Source organism: Enterococcus sp. DIV0806c, assembly GCF_051710905.1.
In the GTDB taxonomy this organism is placed as follows: Bacteria; Bacillota; Bacilli; order Lactobacillales; family Enterococcaceae; genus Enterococcus_B; species Enterococcus_B mundtii.
Map to the genome: position 1 here is coordinate 666936 of NZ_JBIOLO010000001.1, position 19995 is coordinate 686930.

19 protein-coding genes are annotated in these 19995 nt (G+C 38.7%); 13 read left to right on the forward strand and 6 right to left on the reverse strand.

Annotation, left to right across the window (positions count from 1 at the left end; all coding sequences use genetic code 11):
- Nucleotides 1–86 precede the first annotated feature (86 nt).
- Nucleotides 87–1457, reverse strand: coding sequence for an amino acid permease (locus IGK77_RS03110; RefSeq protein WP_065095714.1), 1371 nt, complete (start codon nt 1455–1457; stop codon nt 87–89).
- A gap of 242 nt (nt 1458–1699) precedes the next feature.
- On the opposite strand from IGK77_RS03110, the gene IGK77_RS03115 reads away from it, so the two are divergent.
- The 6 genes from IGK77_RS03115 to IGK77_RS03140 all read left to right on the forward strand — a co-directional run bounded on the left by IGK77_RS03115 (nt 1700) and on the right by IGK77_RS03140 (nt 7455).
- Nucleotides 1700–2446 (forward strand): metal ABC transporter ATP-binding protein, encoded by a 747-nt coding sequence (locus IGK77_RS03115; RefSeq protein ID WP_023519176.1) that lies wholly within the window; start codon nt 1700–1702, stop codon nt 2444–2446.
- Nucleotides 2443–3300: a metal ABC transporter permease gene (locus tag IGK77_RS03120; protein ID WP_023519177.1), complete on the forward strand. Its 858-nt coding sequence runs from the start codon at nt 2443–2445 to the stop codon at nt 3298–3300. Before IGK77_RS03115 ends, IGK77_RS03120 begins: the two co-directional genes overlap by 4 nt.
- A gap of 31 nt (nt 3301–3331) precedes the next feature.
- On the forward strand, nt 3332–4267 hold the full coding sequence (locus IGK77_RS03125) for a metal ABC transporter substrate-binding protein (protein ID WP_074800561.1): 936 nt from the start codon (nt 3332–3334) through the stop codon (nt 4265–4267).
- Nucleotides 4268–4540: 273 nt separating this feature from the next.
- Nucleotides 4541–5287, forward strand: coding sequence for a hypothetical protein (locus tag IGK77_RS03130; protein ID WP_010736215.1), 747 nt, complete (start codon nt 4541–4543; stop codon nt 5285–5287).
- Nucleotides 5288–5302: 15 nt separating this feature from the next.
- Complete coding sequence (queG, locus tag IGK77_RS03135) at nt 5303–6469, forward strand: tRNA epoxyqueuosine(34) reductase QueG (protein ID WP_071866681.1); 1167 nt, start codon at nt 5303–5305, stop codon at nt 6467–6469.
- 377 nt (nt 6470–6846) lie between these two features.
- Nucleotides 6847–7455, forward strand: coding sequence for a LysM peptidoglycan-binding domain-containing protein (locus IGK77_RS03140; protein ID WP_023519180.1), 609 nt, complete (start codon nt 6847–6849; stop codon nt 7453–7455).
- A 66-nt stretch (nt 7456–7521) separates the two neighbouring features.
- Here the strand turns inward: IGK77_RS03140 and IGK77_RS03145 are convergent, their stop codons facing one another.
- Complete coding sequence (locus IGK77_RS03145; RefSeq protein WP_074800564.1) at nt 7522–8628, reverse strand: NAD(P)/FAD-dependent oxidoreductase; 1107 nt, start codon at nt 8626–8628, stop codon at nt 7522–7524.
- Nucleotides 8629–8804: 176 nt separating this feature from the next.
- Nucleotides 8805–10187 (reverse strand): MFS transporter, encoded by a 1383-nt coding sequence (locus tag IGK77_RS03150; RefSeq protein WP_071866679.1) that lies wholly within the window; start codon nt 10185–10187, stop codon nt 8805–8807.
- A gap of 209 nt (nt 10188–10396) precedes the next feature.
- On the opposite strand from IGK77_RS03150, the gene IGK77_RS03155 reads away from it, so the two are divergent.
- From IGK77_RS03155 to IGK77_RS03165, 3 genes are all read left to right on the forward strand, one after another.
- Nucleotides 10397–11047 (forward strand): GyrI-like domain-containing protein, encoded by a 651-nt coding sequence (locus IGK77_RS03155; protein ID WP_074800567.1) that lies wholly within the window; start codon nt 10397–10399, stop codon nt 11045–11047.
- Nucleotides 11048–11104: 57 nt separating this feature from the next.
- The gene (locus tag IGK77_RS03160) at nt 11105–11560 is read left to right on the forward strand and encodes an arginine repressor (RefSeq protein ID WP_010736209.1); all 456 of its coding nucleotides are present in this window, start codon (nt 11105–11107) and stop codon (nt 11558–11560) included.
- 190 nt (nt 11561–11750) lie between these two features.
- A complete protein-coding gene (locus IGK77_RS03165; protein WP_023519183.1) occupies nt 11751–11957 on the forward strand; it encodes a hypothetical protein in 207 nt (68 codons plus the stop codon).
- A 50-nt stretch (nt 11958–12007) separates the two neighbouring features.
- Here the strand turns inward: IGK77_RS03165 and IGK77_RS03170 are convergent, their stop codons facing one another.
- Complete coding sequence (locus tag IGK77_RS03170; protein WP_010736207.1) at nt 12008–12838, reverse strand: manganese catalase family protein; 831 nt, start codon at nt 12836–12838, stop codon at nt 12008–12010.
- Between the two features lie 635 nt (nt 12839–13473).
- Here IGK77_RS03170 and sapR point away from each other — a divergent pair.
- From sapR to IGK77_RS03190, 4 genes are all read left to right on the forward strand, one after another.
- Nucleotides 13474–14148 (forward strand): two-component system response regulator SapR, encoded by a 675-nt coding sequence (gene sapR, locus IGK77_RS03175; RefSeq protein WP_010736206.1) that lies wholly within the window; start codon nt 13474–13476, stop codon nt 14146–14148.
- A gap of 17 nt (nt 14149–14165) precedes the next feature.
- The gene (gene sapS, locus IGK77_RS03180) at nt 14166–15191 is read left to right on the forward strand and encodes a two-component system sensor histidine kinase SapS (protein WP_074800570.1); all 1026 of its coding nucleotides are present in this window, start codon (nt 14166–14168) and stop codon (nt 15189–15191) included.
- 332 nt (nt 15192–15523) lie between these two features.
- Nucleotides 15524–16390 carry a GRP family sugar transporter gene (locus IGK77_RS03185; RefSeq protein ID WP_019724165.1) on the forward strand — a complete coding sequence of 289 codons (867 nt, stop codon included), beginning with the start codon at nt 15524–15526 and terminating at the stop codon, nt 16388–16390.
- Nucleotides 16391–16433: 43 nt separating this feature from the next.
- The gene (locus IGK77_RS03190) at nt 16434–17813 is read left to right on the forward strand and encodes an APC family permease (RefSeq protein ID WP_019724164.1); all 1380 of its coding nucleotides are present in this window, start codon (nt 16434–16436) and stop codon (nt 17811–17813) included.
- A 64-nt stretch (nt 17814–17877) separates the two neighbouring features.
- On the opposite strand, the gene IGK77_RS03195 is transcribed toward IGK77_RS03190, so the two are convergent.
- Nucleotides 17878–19077 (reverse strand): toxic anion resistance protein, encoded by a 1200-nt coding sequence (locus IGK77_RS03195; protein ID WP_010736201.1) that lies wholly within the window; start codon nt 19075–19077, stop codon nt 17878–17880.
- 89 nt (nt 19078–19166) lie between these two features.
- Complete coding sequence (locus tag IGK77_RS03200; protein WP_074800573.1) at nt 19167–19823, reverse strand: 5-bromo-4-chloroindolyl phosphate hydrolysis family protein; 657 nt, start codon at nt 19821–19823, stop codon at nt 19167–19169.
- Nucleotides 19824–19995: the final 172 nt, after the last annotated feature.

A 19995-nucleotide genomic window follows, 5' to 3' on the forward strand; every position in this document is an offset into this window, starting at 1 on the left:
CAGTTGTGCAATCAGGTTGTGATAGATTGAAAGAAGTCAGGACTACGTTCGCGCAGTCCTGACTTCTTTTTGTATAGTTTCTTCTACTATTCCTTGATTTTTCTTTCGCGTACAAAATAGTAACCCGTCATATAGATCAAGAAAATCAAACCAATCATCAATGAGATTCTTGTTTCGGGATTGATGAACATAAAGATTAATACCACTGCCAAAAAGGCCAATGACAAGTAATTGGTATATGGGGATAAGGGCATTTTAAATGGATGTTCAAGCATTTCTATCGGATGTTTTTTTCTGAATTTGATTTGACTGATCAAAATAACGATCCAAGGGACCATCCCTGGTAAGATACTGGAACTATAGACAAAAACAAATAAATCCTGTGATTGGGAGTAGACGAAGGGCAACAAATAATTCAAAATCAACCCAATCAAAATACCAAATGAGATGGCTACTACTGGGTAAAATGGTACTCCATGACGTGTAAGTTTCAAAAACTTTTTAGACATTTTGCCGTTGATGGCTAATGTGTAGACCATGCGACTGGCGCTGAAAATACCGGAATTACAACCAGATAACGCAGCTGTGATGACAACAAAATTGATCAAACCAGCAGCAAACGTGATCCCGATTTTAGAAAAAGTTTGAACAAACGGTGATCCTAGTTCGCTCAATTGATTCCAAGGATAGATGCTGACAATGATGAAGATCGCCCCAATATAAAAAATCAAGATCCGTCCGATTGTTGATTGGACAGCGTCTACAATCGTTTTTTGGGGATCTTTCGCTTCACCAGCAGTCATCCCGATCAACTCGATTCCTTGGTAAGAGGCAACGACGATCGATAGAGCAAAAAAGAATCCTTTCACGCCACCAGTAAAGAAACCACCATTTTTCCATAAGTTTGAAATCCCGATTGCTTCTCCTTGGTTACCGAATCCGAATAAAATGATGCCTAAACCGGCGATGATCATCAAAATAATTGTCACCACTTTAATAGTAGAAAACCAAAATTCTAATTCACCGAATGCTTTGACAGAAACAAGGTTGGCGAACATCAAGAAAAGGATCACAACGATTCCTGGAATGATCTGGGGCAAGTCTGGCCACCAATAGTTCATATATTCCCCTACAGCAATGACTTCACTGATACCGACCACGATAAACTGAAAAATATTGCTCCAAGCCGTCAAATAACCTGCGACGGGATGAATGTATTCACTTGCATAATTAGCGAAAGAACCGGTGGAGGGATCTAGATACAACATCTCGCCCAAGGCACGCATGATCAGGTACAAAAAGAAGCCTGCTACAGCATAAGCAACCATTACAGAAGGTCCTGTCCAACGGATGGTGGATGAAGCACCCATGAACAGACCGACACCGATCGTTCCTCCTAGCGCAATCATTTGAATATGACGTGCACTGAGACTACGAGTTAATTTTTCTTCTTCCATACAAAAACTCCTTTTTTAAGTTGAGTGATAAAGTAAAAAATAAGTTGATTCTATAACTAGCAAACATAAATAACGCCCATTACTTTATAGCTCTTGTTTGTGATTTTACAGAAAATTTTCAAAAATTGCGAGAAAAATCTAAAAAATCAAAAAAATTAGCTATAACACTTGTAAATGATTTTGATATTAGTTAAACTAAGTTTGAATAAAAAGTTAGGTACACCGAAAAGGAGTGGTAAGAGGTGTCTAAAAATGAAATATCCGTTAAAGATTTGACGGTTGCTTATCAAGGAAAGACAGTATTAAATCATGTATCAACAGTTATCCAATCACAAAAATTTACAGGGATCATTGGACCGAATGGCGCTGGGAAATCTACTTTTATGAAAGCTTTATTAGAATTAGTTCCTAAAATTTCCGGAGAAATCACTTTCGACGGTCGCTCCATAAAAACGATTCGCAAAAAAATTGCCTATGTCGAACAGCGTAGTGAGCTGGATCTTTCTTTTCCGATCGATGTATTAGGGGTAGTTTTGTTAGGAACCTATCCATCCTTGCGCTTGGGGCAACGTCCTGGGAAAAAAGAAAAGGAACGAGCAAAACAAGCCTTAGCGAAAGTGGACATGACAGATTATGAAAATCGACAAATCAGTGAATTATCTGGAGGACAATTACAGCGGATATTTATTGCTAGAGCTTTGGCTCAAGGCGCAGAATGGATTTTTTTAGATGAACCATTTGTTGGGATCGATGCGGTCAGTGAAAGAAAAATCTTTGCTATTTTGGATGAACTGAAAAATGAAGGAAAAACTATTGTGATCGTCCATCATGATCTGCACAAAGTCGAAGCCTATTTTGATGAAGTAATTTTATTGAATAAAGAATTGATTGCAGCTGGATCAGTTGACGAAGTATTTACTTCAGAAAATCTACAGTTGGCTTATGGGGAGATCATTGGGCAATTAGTTAAAGGGGTAATGGAAAAATGATTCAATCGTTTATTGAGGGGTTAATGGATTATCAATTTCTACAATATGCATTGATTACATCTATGTTAGTTGGATTGGCTTCAGGGGTGATTGGCTCTTTTATTATTTTGAGAGGGATGTCTTTGATGGGGGATGCGATTTCTCACGCGGTACTGCCTGGAGTCGCGATTTCGTATATGTTTGGTTTTAGTTACATTCTAGGAGCCACTGCATTTGGGATGTTGACAGCTGGAATAATCGGATTTGTCACACAGCGTAGCCGGTTGAAAAATGATACAGCTATTGGGATCGTTTTTAGTTCGTTCTTTGCATTAGGTGTCATCTTGATTTCTTTTGCTCAAAGTGCAACTAATCTGTACCATATCTTATTTGGAAATGTTTTAGCAGTTAGAGAAAGTGATATGTTGATGACTGCCATAGTGAGTGGGATCGTCTTATTGTTTGTATTTATTTTTTATAAAGAACTGAAAATCACTTCTTTTGATCCGATGATGGCAAAAGCTTATGGGTTGAATACGACACTTGTTCACTATTTGTTGATGTTCTTCTTAACACTGGTTGCCGTGGTGAGTTTACAGACAGTAGGAACGATTTTGGTCATTTCGATGTTGATCACACCCGCAGCAACCGCATATCTATTGACCGATCGATTGGCAAAAATGATTTTTATTTCGGCAACAGTCGGCGTATTAAGTGCGATCATCGGTGTGTTTTATAGTTATAGTTATAATTGGCCGTCTGGGGCGACCATCGTGTTGACCAGTGCAGTATTCTTTACGTTGGCCTTTTTATTTTCACCGACTAAAGGGATTATTTTTTCAAGAAACAAAACGAAAAAAAATGCCGAGTCGTAAAAAATCTAACGAATAGAAATGGAGTATGTACATGAAAAATAAACTGAATATCTTATGGTTAATGGGAGCTGTCTTATTTATTTTTGCAGGTTGTGGCAGTTCCGCAGCAGAAGAGAAAGAAGAAAACCTGACCGTCGTAGCAACAAATTCGATCATCGCCGACATGGCGAAAGAAGTTGGAAAAGAACACGTCGATGTTCATAGTATCGTCCCAGTTGGCACGGACCCACATGAATACGAGGTATTGCCAGAAGATATCAAAAAAGCAAGTGATGCTGATGTCATCTTATATAATGGGTTAAACTTGGAAACAGGGGATGCTTGGTTTGAAAACTTGATGGATACGGCAAATAAAAAAGAAGATGAAGACTATTTTGCAGTAAGTAAAGAAGTTGAACCACTTTATTTGACCGGTGGAGAATCAGAGACAGAAGCAGATCCACATGCGTGGTTGGACCTTTCAAACGGAATCAAATATGTACAAGAAATCGCACGCATCTTTGCTGAAAAAGACCCAGACCATGCTACGCAATATGAAGAAAATGCAGATGCGTATATCGAAAAATTGAAAGAATTAGATAAACAAGCGAAAGAGAGTTTTGGATCGATCCCAGACAATAAAAAACTATTAGTAACAAGTGAAGGAGCTTTTAGATACTTCTCACAAGCATACGATCTACCAGCAGGGTATATTTGGGAAATCAACACAGAAAGCCAAGGTACACCTGAACAAATGCAATCGATCATCAGCCAAGTTCGTGCTTCGGATGTTCCAGTCTTATTTGTGGAAACAAGTGTTGATCCGAGAAGTATGGAACGTGTCGCAAGTGAAACAGGTCTTGAAATCTATGATGAGCTATTCACTGATTCCATTGCAAAAGAAGGAGAAACTGGTGATTCTTATTATGGAATGATGAAATGGAACATCGAAATGATTCACGATGGTCTGTCTCAAGAAAAGAAATAATCACTAATCGATTTAATAATCTAAAAAGAGGCAAAAGTGTGTAGCCTCGATAAATAAGGCGTCATCCACGAAAATTGTTCTTTAAATTTTTGTGGATGGCGCTTTGTTTTTGAAGAGAGTCCTTCTATTCCTTCCGTTTGCTCAGTTTTGGAGACGTGAGGACTAATGCTTCCGCAATTTATACAAATAAAAATTCGTTCGTTTATTGTTTTAAAGATACCAATTTTAGTGAAATTCCGTTATAGTTAAAAGAGAGGAAAGGAAGGTGAAGCTATGAATTTTACTAGCAAAGACAAACAATTGATTGCAAAAGAAATAACAAAAAAAATCAACCAACTAGAAAATAAGGAGAAAGATCAAGATCTCCTATTTCTTGAAGCAGAAATGGCGAAAGCGTTCATAGCGAGCCCAGAAGAATTGGAAACAGAGGAATACCCTGGGAAATGGTTATTTGATGATTTTCAGCCATTAGATGAAGAAACAGGCATTGGCTACTTTGTCTTTCTTTCATCCGTCGGTTTTACTCCTGGCGTATTAGTCAAACAAAAGAATGAACTAAAGGTTCAAGCATGGCCCGCATTGTTTTCTTTGATAGGGACAGAGGGTGTGATTCCAAAAATCCAATCCGCATTTTTCAAGAGTGCATTTATCGCAAATAGCAAACTAATGAACACGTATTATAATCGTTTAGTAGAAATTGCTCGTCCAGGAGAAATTCCACAAACGTTCACTTATGGGCAACAAAAAAATCTATACGAAGATGTTGTTTATTCACGGGATCTATCTGAGTTCTCAGCAAGAGAACAACTCCGTTTACATGAACTACTCCACACAAAACCTGTTTCGTTGAACTTTTTCAATGCATTAGACCAACGTCGAAAATGGGTATCTGTGAATTTCTGGGAAGTTTTTGCTGCTAGAAATCGTTGGATGGAAGAAAGAAAAATCCCAGATCAACAGATCCAATTCGTTCAATTGAAAAAAGAACGATTATATTACGGATTATATAGTCGTGTCTGATCGAGGGTGGTAATGATGGCACTAACATTAAAGGAAGAAATCATTCAAGAAAGTAAACGAATCGGGATTGATAAAATCGGGTTTACTACAGCAGAGCCATTTGATCATTTGAAAGAATCGTTGGTAGAACAAAAAGCTGCTGGACATACTTCTGGATTTGAACACCCTAATATCGATGAACGTTTATATCCGGAGATGACGTTTGATCGACCGAAATCAATCATTGCAATTGCTTTAGCGTATCCGACAAAGATCCATGAAAAGATGCCTAGAGATGAAAAGCGTGGACAGTTTGCTCGTGCTTCTTGGGGCATCGATTATCATGATGTCTTACGGGATCGTCTGCAACAATTGATTTCATTTATTGAGTCACGAGCGACACATTGGCAAAAGGAAGAAGAATGGCGCTTGGCGCCGCAAGTAGATACAGGTGAGTTGATCGACGTAGCTGTGGCGCAACGTGCTGGATTAGGGTTTATCGGTCGAAACGGATTATTGATCACAGAGGAATTTGGCTCGTTCGTCTATTTAGGTGAGATCGTGACCAATATCGACCTAGAACCAGATGCTCCTGGTGTCTTTGGGTGTGGCGAATGTACGCGTTGTGTGACGGCTTGCCCAACGGATGCACTTTTAGGTGATGGGCGAATGAATGCTAAACGCTGTTTGTCTTATCAAACGCAGACGAAAGGCATGATGCCAGAGGAGTATCGAAAGAAGATGAGCAACGTCATTTATGGTTGTGATATCTGTCAGTTGGTTTGTCCTTATAATAGAGGGAAAGATTTTCACTTTCATCCAGAAATGGAACCAAAAGTAGACGAAGTCTATCCGAAACTCACGCCCATGTTAACAATCTCTAATAAAGAATTTAAACAGCAATACGGTCATTTGGCTGGTTCATGGCGTGGAAGGAAACCTCTTCAACGAAATGCGCTGATTGCCTTAGCCAATTTAGGAGAACGTGCCGCTTTGCCTCATATTGAAGAGTGTCTAAGTGATGTCCGTCCAGTGATTCGCGGGACAGCAGCGTGGGCAATCGGTAAGTTAGGAATCAAAGATCCTGAAAAATGGCAAGAAGTATTAAGTTGCGCACTGGAAAAAGAAACAGACGAAGAAGCAATCCATGAAATGAACCAAGCAATCCAATTGTTACAAAAGAAAAAAAGTCCTAAAAAATGACTTTTTTACTCAAATACGTCATTTTTCCCAGTAATTGTTGTAACAATTACTGGTTTTTTTGTGTTTATTGCATCAATTTTTGGAAAAATGAGAAGAATTTCGCAGAAAAATACAATAAATTGAAAAAAATTTATTCTAAATATTACAGAATGTAAGTTTTTTTAAAGTTTCTACGAAAGGATTGAAAAACGATTTCAACGTTGATTTATAAAGCTTCTACGACTTTAGTCCTAGTTTTTCGGAAAATCAAATATTACAAATATTAAAAATGTGACGATTTTGTCATTAAATGTCATAATTCTTTCACCTATGAAATATTTCTAGATGATAAAGTTAGTGACGTTGAAACAAATCAAAGAGAAAAAAAGGAGCTTACTATGAATTCAATTAAAAAGATCGTTTTGGGGACAACTGTTGCCGCTGGAGCAACTGCAATGTTTGTAGGGACTACTGCTCATGCAGATGAAGTCTATACAGTAAAAGCTGGAGATTCATTATCTAAAATCTCACAAAAATTTGCAGGTGACAATTCACTGATCAAAGCTATTGCAGAGCAAAATTCGATTGACGATATCAACCGCATTTTCGTTGGTGAAGAATTAACAATTCCAACTGACGCTTCATCAGTAAAAACAACAGAAGTAGCACCAACAACTGAAAAAGTAGAAACTCCTGTAGTAACAGAAACACCAGCGCAAGAATATACATATGTTGCGCCTGTTGAAACAGTTGAAGTAGCACCAGCTACAACTACTGTAACAACAAACAGCAACTCTGCGAAAGAATGGATTGCACAAAAAGAATCAGGTGGTTCTTACACTGCAACAAACGGCCGTTACATCGGACGCTACCAATTAGATTCAGCATATTTGAACGGTGACTACTCACCAGCGAACCAAGAACGTGTTGTAGAAGAATACGTTGCTGGACGCTATGGTTCATGGGATGCTGCAAAAGCATTCTGGTTAGCAAACGGTTGGTACTAAGATAACCATCAATCATGAATCCAAAAAAGAGGGCTACGCAAGTAGGCCTCTTTTTTTTTACTTCTTTTATAATCTTGAAAGGTACGTATCAATTGGTTTTTGATAATGGTCGCCTCGCCAAATCCCTGTGTTGAGATACTCTGCAATCAAATAGCCGATATAAGGGCCAGTAGTCAAACCAGAGGAGCCTAAGCCACTTGCGGCGATCAAGCTTGGTTCATCTGGAACAGGTGCAAAGAACGGCGCAAAATCGGAGGTGTACGCCCGGGTGCCTACTCGCATGGTGTGTTTCCATGTAGCAAGCTGATCGGGTTCAGCTAAAAATGGCACTGTACTTTTTATCAATTGCTGATAAGCAGATTCGGTAGGAACCAAATCCCAACCCGCATCATTTTCATGGGTTGCGCCAACTAGTATAGTCCCATCGTTGAATGGTATAAAATCGGCTTCCCCTTCTAACATGGCAACAGGCCATTCTTGGCTGTTCGCATAAGGTGTTTGAAAAACGATCAGCTGTCCTTTTTGTGGACGAATATCAGCATGAAAGCCAATCTGCTCCAGTAACGGCTTCAATGAAGGGCCAGGCGCTAGAATGACTCGGTCAAAGTCAAGTTGTCCAAAAGTACCAGAGATGACCCAGTGTACGGTTTCTTTGCGTAACTGGACACGTTCAGAGATTACTTTGACCATTTGTTTCTCCAAGCGTGTGGCAAGGTGAGATAGATAGGCATGACCGTCTAAACGCCCCCCTCCAGTCACAAATAAAGCAGGTGTTGGTTTTAGCAATGGGAGAACTTGGGCTGTTTCTTCAGCTTGTAACAGCGAAATATCGCCGATTTCAGGTGCGTCTTTCTTTCGTTGTTCGGCAAGTGCAGCAAGATCTTCCAAAGCTTCTTTTTGGCGAAAAATTAGTGTGCCGGATTGTTTATAGATGGAATCATCAAGTGATAGATCCTGGATTAGTTTTGGGAAATAAGCCGCACCATCTTTTGCTAACTGATACCACTGTTTATTTCGTCTTTTTGAAAGCCAAGGCGAGATGATGCCTGCACTAGCGCGAGTGGCTTGTCCTTCTTTTGCATCAAATAAGGTCACCTCAAATTTAGAGGTGTCTAAATAGTTGGCTAATGTCATACCGATGATGCCACCACCGATAATAGCAATTTTTTCCATAGAAAAACCTCCTTTACTTATCTACCATCTCATAGAATCATTAGAGATACAATATTTTATCCAAGGATTTTCTCTACTTCATACGAACGAATGTATAGCGAAAACTGATTATTGATAAAGTTAGAGACAAAAAAACAAGGAGGAGTGAGCTTCATTCGCTCACACCTCCTTATCTATTAATTTTTTATTTGCTTAGGCTTTTGCACCATATAGCGGATAAATAGGATCAAACTAATGATCAACAAGCCAAGTAGGACACTTAAAGCAACTTTTGATCCTAACGTTGTTGCTGCTTCATAACTATCTGAACGATGATCTTGGAAAAAGTTGATGATCACAGCCACCAACGTAGTAGCGACAGCTCCAGAAAATTGTTGCAACGTATTGAATACGGCGTTGCCATCACCTTGTAATTCCATCGATAAAGCATTCATTCCAGTAGTCATCATATTGCTATAAGACAAACCAATACCGATCATATAGAAGAAATGACAGGCAATCAAAAAGCTTAATGATGCGTGACCTAAAATCAGCACAAGGACGGTCCAGCCAACAAGTGAAAACAAGAGACCGATGAAAATTGGTTTTTTAGGTCCATGTTGGTCGAGTAGCTTTCCTGAAAAAGGAGATAAGAGGGCACCAATAGCTGCACCTGGTAGCATTGCCAGACCAGCGACAAAGGCATTGTTCCCTTGGACGATTTGGACAAAGTTCGGTAGGACAAAAGAAACACCAAGTAATAAAAATTGATAAACTAAAAAGCTAAATAAGAATAAGCGGAACGTATGATTTTTAAAAATCTCAAGTCGGATCAAAGGATGATCGGCTTTTTTTGTTCGTTGATAGAAAAGAATGAATCCTAAAATGGCGACGACTAAGGATGCCCAGCCAATCCAGTCTCTGAACATGCTTAGAAAAGTTAAGCTTCCACTGAACATCAGACTAATACCAAGGACGCTGAGCAAATCTAAGCGGCCAGATTTTTCCACCTTAAATTTAGGAATCGCGTATAAGCCAATCGCAAGTGAAAGGAGTAGCACTGGCAATAGAAAGAGAAAAATATGACTCCATGAGAAATTAGCAGTTAAGATCCCACCATACGTAGGACCAATCGCTGGTGCAATGGCGGTTGTCAAAGTACCAAGACCCATCATCGTTCCTCTTTTTCCCATAGGAGCAAAAGTCAAGATGATATGAAACATCAGTGGCAAGGCTATCCCTGTCGCAGCACCTTGGAGTACCCGCCCTAAAAGCAGTAACAAGAAGGTAGGGGAAAAGTAATCGACCAATAAACCAGCAATAAATAGTAAATTGGAACTCAAGAAAAGAGTTCGCAGGCTAAAGTTTTTTGTCAGATAAGTTGAAAGTGGCACAATGATCGCAATCATTAATAAGTAAATGGTTGTTACCCATTGTACTTGGGAGGTACTGATTTGAAATTCCTGAATCAGTGTTGGGAAGGTCACGTTCATTGCGGTTTCAATCAAAACGCCTGCAAATGACATGATCCCTGTGGCAAGTACAGCAGGAATTAATTGTAGTTGTTTTTGTTTTTGCATGTTTTTCACCTCTAAATTATTTCGTAAAAAAAGAGAGAGATTTCTATTCGAAAATAGAAACCGCCTCTCTCTCGACACGCTAGGCGTGTTATCTGTACGATTTATCGTTCGGCTTATTCTAGCACAAGTCTAAAAATAGTGTCAACCAGATTAGCCAATCCAATGCAAAAGAGTTATGATAGTAGTGAAGAAGAAAACAAGGAGGGCCTATGGAAAAAATCGAATGGAGAAAAACCGACCCTAGTTATCGTATGTCAAAGAAACCACAATTAATGACACTTCCTGCGCAAAATTTTTTTTGTATCAACGGAATAGGTGATCCAAATGGAGAAGAATTTAAGCGCCGTGTAGGTTGTTTATACGCTGTTAGCTATACGATCCGAATGGCACCGAAAAATGATTGGCTGATTCCTGACTATTTGCCTTACACGGTTTATCCTTTAGAAGGTCAGTGGGGGTTACAAGAAAAATTTTTGGACGAGCTAGTGATGTTGAAAGAGCATTTTTCGTATCAATTGATGATCAAGCAACCGGATTTTGTGACTCCTCAAGTTGCTGCAGAGGCGTTAGCGCGAGCGAAAACCAAAATTCCAGAAGACCTAGCGAGTCAGCTCGTTTTTAGGACGATTGAAGAAGGTCTTGTGGCACAGATCTTACACATTGGTTCCTACGACGATGAACCAGAAACATTTGAAAAGCTGGCTTTCTTTCTCAAAGAAAAAGGCTATCGCCGAACTTCGAAAGAGCATAAAGAAATCTATATGAGTGATCCCAGAAGGACGGCACCAGAAAAATTAAAGACGATTTTGCGAGTAACCGTTGAACAAGACAAATCAGTCGAAGTGTCAGACATCAACTAAATAAGAGAAAGATCCCCTGTTTTTTTGCTATAATAGATACGAAGAGGTGTTTTTTGTATGAAAAAAAATCAACGACAATCCTTGATTCGCCAATTGATTACTGAACATGCAATCGGTACGCAAGAGGAATTATTGAATCATTTGCAGATGAATGGTGTCAATGCAACTCAAGCAACGATCTCACGCGATATACGTGAGTTGAAACTTGTGAAAATACAAGATGAGAATAAACAAATACGCTATGCGTTGTTCAATCAACAAGCGGATTCTTTGATGGAAGATCGCTTGCGAAGTGCGGTCAAACGAGAAGTATTACGAATTCAACGGATTCAATTCATGATCGTTGTCTTAACCGAAAAAGATGGTGCGGATGTGGTAACAAACTGGTTAGATGAAGTGGATTATCCAGAAGTGGCTGCGACGATTGCCGGCGTTGATACGTTCATTATTATTTGTCGCACAGAAGAAGAAGCCCAGGCTTTCGCTGAAAAATTAGAGCAAATGAGAGAATAGCTCACGTTTAGTCTAATGATCAATGGAAGCGCTAAACATATTGACGTTGTGTAAATCGTACTAAATTCCATGGATACTGGACTTGCAAGAATGGTACGTAATGATTGGAAGGGTGTCTTTACAATCTGGATCATTCTAAAGCTCCAATCAATTTGAACAAGTATACAGTGAAAGAGGGGCGAGCAGTCCAGTGATGACAAACATGATCATTTTTTTGACGATTTTAGTTTACGGTGTCAATTTTTTGGCATTTATGTATATTAAAATAAAAGAGATCAAAAATTACCTAGAAAAAATTGCAATCTATTTTGGGGTGAACATGACATTGTTGTTCACCAGTAGTATTTTCCTATTTTTTGGTAAGATCGTTGAAGACGGAATATTGTTGATAGAGTAATAGAAAAAACTGATGCCCATTAATTTTGGGCATCAGTTTTTAATTTTCATTTATTTTTTTTTGGGAGGGGTACCGTACATTTTAGGTGTTACTGGTTTTAATTTAGGTGCTTTGCCTTCGATCTTAGGTTCTTCCAACCATTGATATTCCCCTTCACCATCTAAAGCTTTACCTTTTGCCCAAGAACCTTCGCTACTTTCGTCACCTTCTGAAAAGTTATAGAAATCATAAGCAATATCTTTACGTTCTTCTTCTCTTGGGAAAGTCGTAGGAACAAGAATACCGCCTTCTGTTTCTTCTAATTCTTTGACAGCTGCTGCCCAAAGGTTTTGATGATAACTGTCTCTAGCTAATAAAACTGATAGTAGGTCTTTTACGCCACGATCATCGATCATTTCGTAAATACGAGCTACTTGTAGTCTTCCTTGAGATTCTGCGTTCAAGTTCGCACGGAAATCAGCAAGTAGATTCCCACTAGCAACAATATAACCACCACTCCAAGGATTACCAACGCTATCCGCAGGACGAGGTCCTAAGCCAGCTACAATAGCGTGTTGAGGATTCATGCCGGAAATGATCGCACCAATCGTTGGGTCTTTTTTCATTGCTTCTTCTTGATCTTCAACAGGTGCATCTTCAAGTAAGCGAGCAACCATTGTCGCTAACATTTCAACGTGTCCAAGTTCTTCTGTTGCAATGTCCATCAGCATATCTTTATATTTTTCTTCCCCACGACAGCTCCAACCTTGGAAAAGGTATTGCATCGCTACACTCATTTCACCATACTGTCCGCCAATCAATTCTTGTAAATATTTTGCGATTAATGGATTCGGACGATCTGGTTTTGCCTCAAACTGTAATTCTTTTTGGTGTCTAAACATCAAATCTCCTCCTAATCATTTTTTAATACATTACTATTGTTATATGTAATGAAAAAAAATTCAAAGAAAACGCTCTAGATATTTAAGTTATTTTATAAACGTTGATTTAACAAGGATTGATTCTGTGGGAATGACTTCGTTAAAAGAAAAGATTAGGAATTGCTCAATGAAATATTTTTGTTTATAAATGATAACTATTGATAATTTCCAATAGTATTCTCATTTTTGTTAACGGAAAGTAAGTAACGAGAAAGAAGAGAGGGTCATATCAAAGAACTATTGTTTTTAAGTCCATCTTACTGCTCAGGACAAAACGCTTTTGTCACGACCTGATCCACGGTGTTCAAGAAGCAACACTTCGGTCATAAGCAAAAAAAATCAAAAATGAAAGAGCCATTTTCGCTTTTTTTTTGCTTATGCCTTAGTGCTGATCGCTTCTTTCACGACCACAATAAACGGTGTTCGAAAGCCAACTCCTACGATATTAAGCCAAAAAATGAAAAAATATGAGAAGCTATTTTCTCAATTTCCGTCTTAATACTTGGAGCTGACCGGCTTTCTCACAACCTATTGTTACTTGTAGAATGTTTGCTTCTTTGATATGGTTAGTACAAGAAAAACATCGGAGGTATATCATGGCTAAAATTATGGTAGTGGAAGATGAAGAGATCATTCGTCAGCTGATTATGGAAGAGTTGGAGAAATGGCAATTTGAAACTTATGGAACGTCAGATTTCAATCAGGTTTTTGCTGATTTTGAGAAAGAAGAACCACAACTTGTTCTTTTAGATATCAATTTACCAGTGTTTGATGGTTATTATTGGTGCCAGAAAATACGAGAAATTTCCAAAGTTCCAATCATTTTTATTTCAAGTCGTAATACGAATATGGACATGATCATGGCGATGAACATGGGGGCAGACGATTTTGTGACGAAGCCGTTTCAAATCGATGTCTTGATTGCTAAAATCAATGCTTTGTTGCGTCGCTCATATAATTATGGTGAGTTGTCGAGTGAAATGATGACCCATAATGGAATCACGTTGAACGTTGATAATGGCAGTATGGAGATTAATGGGGAAATGATCGATTTGAGCAAGAATGAGTATCGCTTGTTATTTATTTTAATGAAGCAACACGGAAAAATTTTGACTCGTGAAAAGTTATTGCGTGCGTTGTGGGATGATGAACGGTTTGTCGATGACAATACACTGACGGTCAACATCAATCGCTTACGTCGTAAAATCGAACAGGCAGGGATCACCGATTATATCGAAACAAAAGTCGGCCAGGGGTATATTGTTCCCTGAAAGGATGAAATACAACTATGAACTTTTTTAAGTATTTGAAAGATCAATGGTCGCTGATCGTCGGCTGGGTATTTTTTATTTTATTGACGATTTTTGTGATGTGGTTAGCCCCTAATATTACGGTTGATTGGGCCACGATTGCTTACTTAACATTGATCGAAGGTGTTTTCTTAATCTTTTTTTTACTTGTCTGTTACTTGAGTAAACGTCGATGGTGGGCAAAATTGGCAAATCTACAAAAAAATTCTCCCTTGCAAAACTATTTAGATGGTGGACATACAGAGGAAGAGAAGTTGATAGAAGATTATATCAATCAACTGATACGTGAACATCAGGAAGTGATGCAAGAAGCCATCACGAACCAGCAAGATCAAAAAGATTATATCGACTCATGGGTCCATGAAATCAAAGTACCCGTAGCGGCTTCAGAATTGTTAGTACGATCGATCGAGTTTGATATCGATGATCAAAAGTATACGTTGCTAGAAAATGAGTTGTCTAAAATCGATGAGTATGTGGAACAAGTATTGTATTATGCACGCTTAGATAGTTTTTCAAGAGACTATTTGATCCAAGAATACAGTATCAAGAGTATCATCCAACCCGTCATTCGTAGCCAAGCAAATTATTTTATCCAAAAGAAAATACGTTATGAAGTGATTGGTGAAGATCAAACGATTTTGACTGATTCCAAATGGGTGGCTTTTATTTTCAAACAAATTCTTAGTAATGCCATTAAGTATACGCCAGATGAAGGCGAGATCAAACTATTGATCGAGAAGACGACAAAAGGCGTAAAATTTTCTGTCAAAGATTCAGGCATCGGTATACCGAAAGAAGATGTTGGACGGATTTTTGACAAAGGCTTCACAGGATCGAATGGCCGTCTGAGCAAAACCCACTCTACTGGCTTAGGATTGTATCTCGCGAAAAATCTCGCTGAAAAATTAGGGATTTCTCTCACTGTTGACTCGATCGAAGGAGAAGGGACGACCATGTCTTTGTTTTTCCCTATCTTGAGTTTTTACCAAGAAGAACGCTGAAAAAATGGGATTGCGACATGTGCACGCTTATTTCTGAAAGAACTACCGGTTGAACATTGTCTAATTTGGTTGTGATAGAAATGTGTTGACCTTAGATGATGATTGGAAAAGTTTTAATATAGTTATACATCAGCTGTTGCCCCGAAAGTAGAAGAATTTTCGAGGGAACAGTTGATTTTGTTTATGGATTTATTAGTGACTGATTGAACTTCATAGAAAGGTCAATGAAGTTAAGTTAGAAAAAAGTGAGAAATAAAAAATAACTCTTGTGTTGTTAACGTTTTCGTTGATATGTTCTATAACATGTGACATTTAAAAGAAGGAGAATGTTTATGGAATTATTAATCGCATTAGTCCCAATGGTCGCGTGGGGAAGTATTGGTTTAGTCAGTGGAAAGATCGGTGGCGATGCCAATCAACAAACATTAGGAATGACGATCGGTGCATTTCTTTTTTCACTCGTTGCTTTTTTCATCGTTAATCCAACGATCACGCCATGGATCACATTGATTGGCTTTTTATCTGGTCTAGCGTGGAGTGTCGGACAAAATGGGCAGTTTCATGGGATGAAATTTATGGGAGTATCTGTAGGTCTACCGTTATCGACTGGTTTTCAATTGATTTTGAATACGATTGCGGGCGCTGTCTTTTTCCATGAATGGACTCAAACAAAAGATTACGTTTATGGTATTTTAGCGCTGATTCTTCTTGTAAGCGGTGCGTATTTGACTGCTCGACAAGATGATGAAGGCAAAGTCGATACAGATAATAAAATGCTTGATTTTGGTAAAGGATTCAGAGCATTGATCTATTCTACTTTAGGTTATGGTGTCTATACGATCATCGTCAACTGGGCGAATTTAGATGCGATGTCGATTATTTTACCGCAAAGTATCGGTATGATCTTAGGGGCAAGTTTCTTTGCATTCCGAAAAGTAAAAGTTGATCAATATGTTTGGAAAAACATGGCAAGCGGGTTATTATGGGGAATCGGTAATGTATGTATGCTATTGACCGTTAAGTCATTAGGGCTAGCAGTCGGATTCTCTCTTTCTCAAATGGGGATCATCATCTCCACTCTAGGTGGTATTTTTATCTTAGGGGAGAAAAAGACAAAAAAAGAGCTTATATTTGTAATTGTAGGTTGCCTTTTAGTTATTTTTGGTGGTATCCTTTTAGGGTATATGAAAACAGCGTAAAGCTGTTTTTTTATATACTCAAAAATAAGGGGGAGGGAATTTAATGGATTTGTTTCGTAAGAAAGAAATCAGTCTCAATCATACGAGTGAGATGAAGAAAGAACTAAAAACATCCGATTTGATCATGCTTGGCATTGGCGCGATCATCGGTACAGGTATATTTGTCGTAACAGGAGTGGCAGCAAACCAAAATGCAGGTCCGGCACTATCACTATCGTTTGTTTTAGCAGCGATCGTTGTGATTTTATCTGGTCTAAGCTTTGCAGAATTTGCATCGCGGGTACCAGTGATTGGCGGACCATATGCGTATCTATACGTCGTATTCGGTGAATTTGCCGCTTGGTTGACTGGATGGTTATTGATCGGTGAGTTCTTATTGGCCGTTTCATCCGTTGCGTCAGGTTGGTCCGGTTATGTACAAGGGTTTATTGAAAGTCTTGGTTTTGGCTTACCAACGGCGCTAACAGGTGGATATAATCCAGCCAATGGTACATACATCGACTTAATTGCGGTGCTTGTTGTGATTTTCGTCACATACATTGTTTCTTTGGAAGCGAAGAAAGCGTTACGATTGAACAACATGATGGTTTATGTGAAATTTGGAATCATTGCATTATTTATTATTGTAGGAATCTTTTTTGTTAAACCAGAGAATTGGCAACCATTCACACCATTTGGCTTTGAAGGTGTCCTAGATGGTGCAGCATTAGTTTTCTTCGCATTCTTAGGATTCGATGCGGTAGCGATGGCTGCGGAGGAAGTAAAAAATCCTCAAAAAGATGTACCACGTGGAATCATTGGCTCGATCTTGATCGCAACCGTGTTGTACATCATCGTGACATTGATTTTAACAGGGATCGTGCCTTATACAGAATTAGGTGTGAATGATCCTGTGGCATTCGCGATGCGTTATGTAGGACATGGTACAGTAGGAGCGATCATCGCCGTTGGCGCGATCTTGACCTTATTGACTGTGACGATCTCTATGATGTATTCATTAGCTAGGTTATTATTTGCAGTAAGTAAAGATGGCTTGTTACCACAGTTCATGACAGAAATCGACAAGAAACATCGCACACCGAAGAAAGCGACGTATGCAGCAGGTATCGCCGCATTATTCTTCGCAGGATTCTTCCCATTGAATATCTTGGCAGAGTTGACGAACATCATGGCATTGGCTTATCTAATGTTAGTTAGTCTAGGCTTACTGAAATTACGTAAAATGTTTGGCAAACCAAAAGCAGGCGAGTTCAAAGTGCCATTGGTACCGATTTTACCAATCATTTCGATCTTATCTTGTCTAGTCTTGATGTCACGTTTACAAGCGGTGACTTGGTTAGTCTTTGGGATTACGATGGTGATCGGCCTAGTGATTTACTTTGGCTATGGTTACAAACACAGTAAGATGAATACCGAAAAATAAACAAATGAACAAAAAACCTTGTATCAAGCAGCGTTGCTGATACAAGGTTTTTTCATTCTATTTGTTATTGCGTTAAATCGAGTAATTTTTGTTTCAAGTCTTCTTCCATATGGCCAAGTTCGACTTCTGCATGACGACGTTTTTCTTTTCCTTCTTGTTGGATACGAAGTGTTTCTTGGATCGTTTCGATCAAATCATTTTGTGTGGTTTGCAATGTTTCGATATCCACGATGCCACGTTCATTTTCTTTCGCAGTTTCGATGGCAGAGATTTTCAACATTTCTGAGTTTTTCTTCAATAAATCATTGGTTGTTTCAGAAACTTGTCGTTGTGCTGTAACTGCATCTTTTTGTCGAAGCAAGGTCAATGCGATAACCACTTGGTTTTTCCATAATGGGATGGCTGTAGCAATCGATGCTTGGATCTTTTCTGCCAATGCTTGGTTTGTATTTTGGATCAAACGGATCTGTGGCGCTTGTTGGATCGTGATCTGTCTGGCTAAGCGTAGATCATGAGTGCGCTTGTCCAGGCGATCAAGAAACTGTGTATAATCATTGGCGATCTGTACATCCATTTGATCCCCAGTTTCTTCTGCCTTTCGCATGGCCTCTGGAATGATCTTTGTCTGCAATTCTTCCATTTTTAATTCGCCAGCAGCGATATAAATGTTCAACGCATCAAAATAATCTTTATTTTTTTGATAAAGTTGTTCTAACATCAGATTGTCTTTTAATAGGCCATCTTTTTCTTTGTCTAATTTGACTGAGATCTTGTCGATTTGCGCACCGATTTTTTGGTATTTGGCAGTGACTTCATAAATCGATTGTTTGACTTTACCGAATACACGTTGGAAAATATTTCCTTCTCCTGCACGTAATTCATCTGGATTTGCTTCTTGAAGGCGGTACATCAGTTCAGTCAATGAATCACCGACTGGGCCGATATCTTGTGCTTGTACGTGATTCAACATCGACTGTGAGAACTCACCTAATTTTGTTTGAGCAGCTGAACCGTAGCTGATGACCGACTGAGAGTCAGTGACATCGATTTTTTCAGCCAATTGTTTGGCTTGTTCTTGTCTTTCAGCAGGTAATTTATCAATCAACCGAGCAGCAGTTTGCTGTTCTTGAAGTGCATTGATTTCATTTTGTTGTGTTTGAGTCAATTTATCGACGGGTGTCGAAAAAGGATTATTCAATAAATCTTCTAAAGTATCATTTACAGGGGTTACTTCGTGTTTTGGTTCATGTGGATTATTTTCCATTAAAATTCCTCCTTATCGATTAAGCTAGAAAAAGTACCCGAAACAATCAGACGATGTCTAAGCGTTCCGAGTCCAAGAAATAAACGTGCTTATTCTTCTGGTACATCTTTATTATCACGCTTTAAGCTTTGTTTCGCAACAGATATCTCTACATCGATATCTTCCAAATCTTCCGAAACGAAATCTTGATAGTCTTTCGCGACTAATGAAGCAAGTTGATCAATGATCTGGGTGCTTTCTTCCAGTTTTTGATAGGTCTGTTTGTTTTTGATCTCGTGTTCATTGATCTCAATATATTTGTTTGTCAAATCCACTAAGTTTGGCAAGTGGGTGTAAAGGAACTGACTTGCGTCGTGCAATCGAGTGGGTTCTTTTACGAGTTCTTTGAACAAACCTTTTGCTGCTTTTACAGGTTCGTGACGAAGATCGATCGCTTTAAGCTTTGCCGTTTCGTACATATTTTTTTCTAGTTGTTCGATTTCATTTTTTGTTTGATTCATCGTTTCTCTGAAAAAAGAGATTTCACTCGGTGTCATGCCATTTTCGCTATAATGGGCCGCTAATTTGTCAGATAGATTTGGTAAAGCTGTTTTGTCCTTAGGTTTTTTACGAAAACCAAAAAGCCCCCAAATCAGCAAAACTGCGCCAATTAACAAGATCATTGATATGATCGATACATCATTATAACTGAAGAACAGTATCACTAAGAGTAAACCTACGATCCATTTCCAATTCTTTTTAATCATCCTAAAAACCTCCGTGTATATTCATTGTCCACTCTGCTCATCTACCTCTTTATTTTAGCACAACCTTCTTAATAATTAGTATCGGACTAAAGGTGGATTTTATGAGTTTATAGAATTTCTAAGGTTTGGATATGGTAAACTAAGTAAGAAATCAAAAAGAAAATTGAAAAAA

Bases quoted from the DNA above. Each gene is read 5' to 3' on its own strand.
- IGK77_RS03110 (WP_065095714.1), bottom strand. From the start codon at position 1,457: ATGGAAGAAGAAAAATTAACTCGTAGTCTCAGTGCACGTCATATTCAA.
- IGK77_RS03120 (WP_023519177.1), top strand. From the start codon at position 2,443: ATGATTCAATCGTTTATTGAGGGGTTAATGGATTATCAATTTCTACAA.
- IGK77_RS03125 (WP_074800561.1), top strand. From the start codon at position 3,332: ATGAAAAATAAACTGAATATCTTATGGTTAATGGGAGCTGTCTTATTT.
- IGK77_RS03130 (WP_010736215.1), top strand. From the start codon at position 4,541: ATGAATTTTACTAGCAAAGACAAACAATTGATTGCAAAAGAAATAACA.
- queG (WP_071866681.1), top strand. From the start codon at position 5,303: ATGGCACTAACATTAAAGGAAGAAATCATTCAAGAAAGTAAACGAATC.
- IGK77_RS03140 (WP_023519180.1), top strand. From the start codon at position 6,847: ATGAATTCAATTAAAAAGATCGTTTTGGGGACAACTGTTGCCGCTGGA.
- IGK77_RS03145 (WP_074800564.1), bottom strand. From the start codon at position 8,628: ATGGAAAAAATTGCTATTATCGGTGGTGGCATCATCGGTATGACATTA.
- IGK77_RS03150 (WP_071866679.1), bottom strand. From the start codon at position 10,187: ATGCAAAAACAAAAACAACTACAATTAATTCCTGCTGTACTTGCCACA.
- IGK77_RS03155 (WP_074800567.1), top strand. From the start codon at position 10,397: ATGGAAAAAATCGAATGGAGAAAAACCGACCCTAGTTATCGTATGTCA.
- IGK77_RS03160 (WP_010736209.1), top strand. From the start codon at position 11,105: ATGAAAAAAAATCAACGACAATCCTTGATTCGCCAATTGATTACTGAA.
- IGK77_RS03170 (WP_010736207.1), bottom strand. From the start codon at position 12,838: ATGTTTAGACACCAAAAAGAATTACAGTTTGAGGCAAAACCAGATCGT.
- sapR (WP_010736206.1), top strand. From the start codon at position 13,474: ATGGCTAAAATTATGGTAGTGGAAGATGAAGAGATCATTCGTCAGCTG.
- sapS (WP_074800570.1), top strand. From the start codon at position 14,166: ATGAACTTTTTTAAGTATTTGAAAGATCAATGGTCGCTGATCGTCGGC.
- IGK77_RS03185 (WP_019724165.1), top strand. From the start codon at position 15,524: ATGGAATTATTAATCGCATTAGTCCCAATGGTCGCGTGGGGAAGTATT.
- IGK77_RS03190 (WP_019724164.1), top strand. From the start codon at position 16,434: ATGGATTTGTTTCGTAAGAAAGAAATCAGTCTCAATCATACGAGTGAG.
- IGK77_RS03195 (WP_010736201.1), bottom strand. From the start codon at position 19,077: ATGGAAAATAATCCACATGAACCAAAACACGAAGTAACCCCTGTAAAT.
- IGK77_RS03200 (WP_074800573.1), bottom strand. From the start codon at position 19,823: ATGATTAAAAAGAATTGGAAATGGATCGTAGGTTTACTCTTAGTGATA.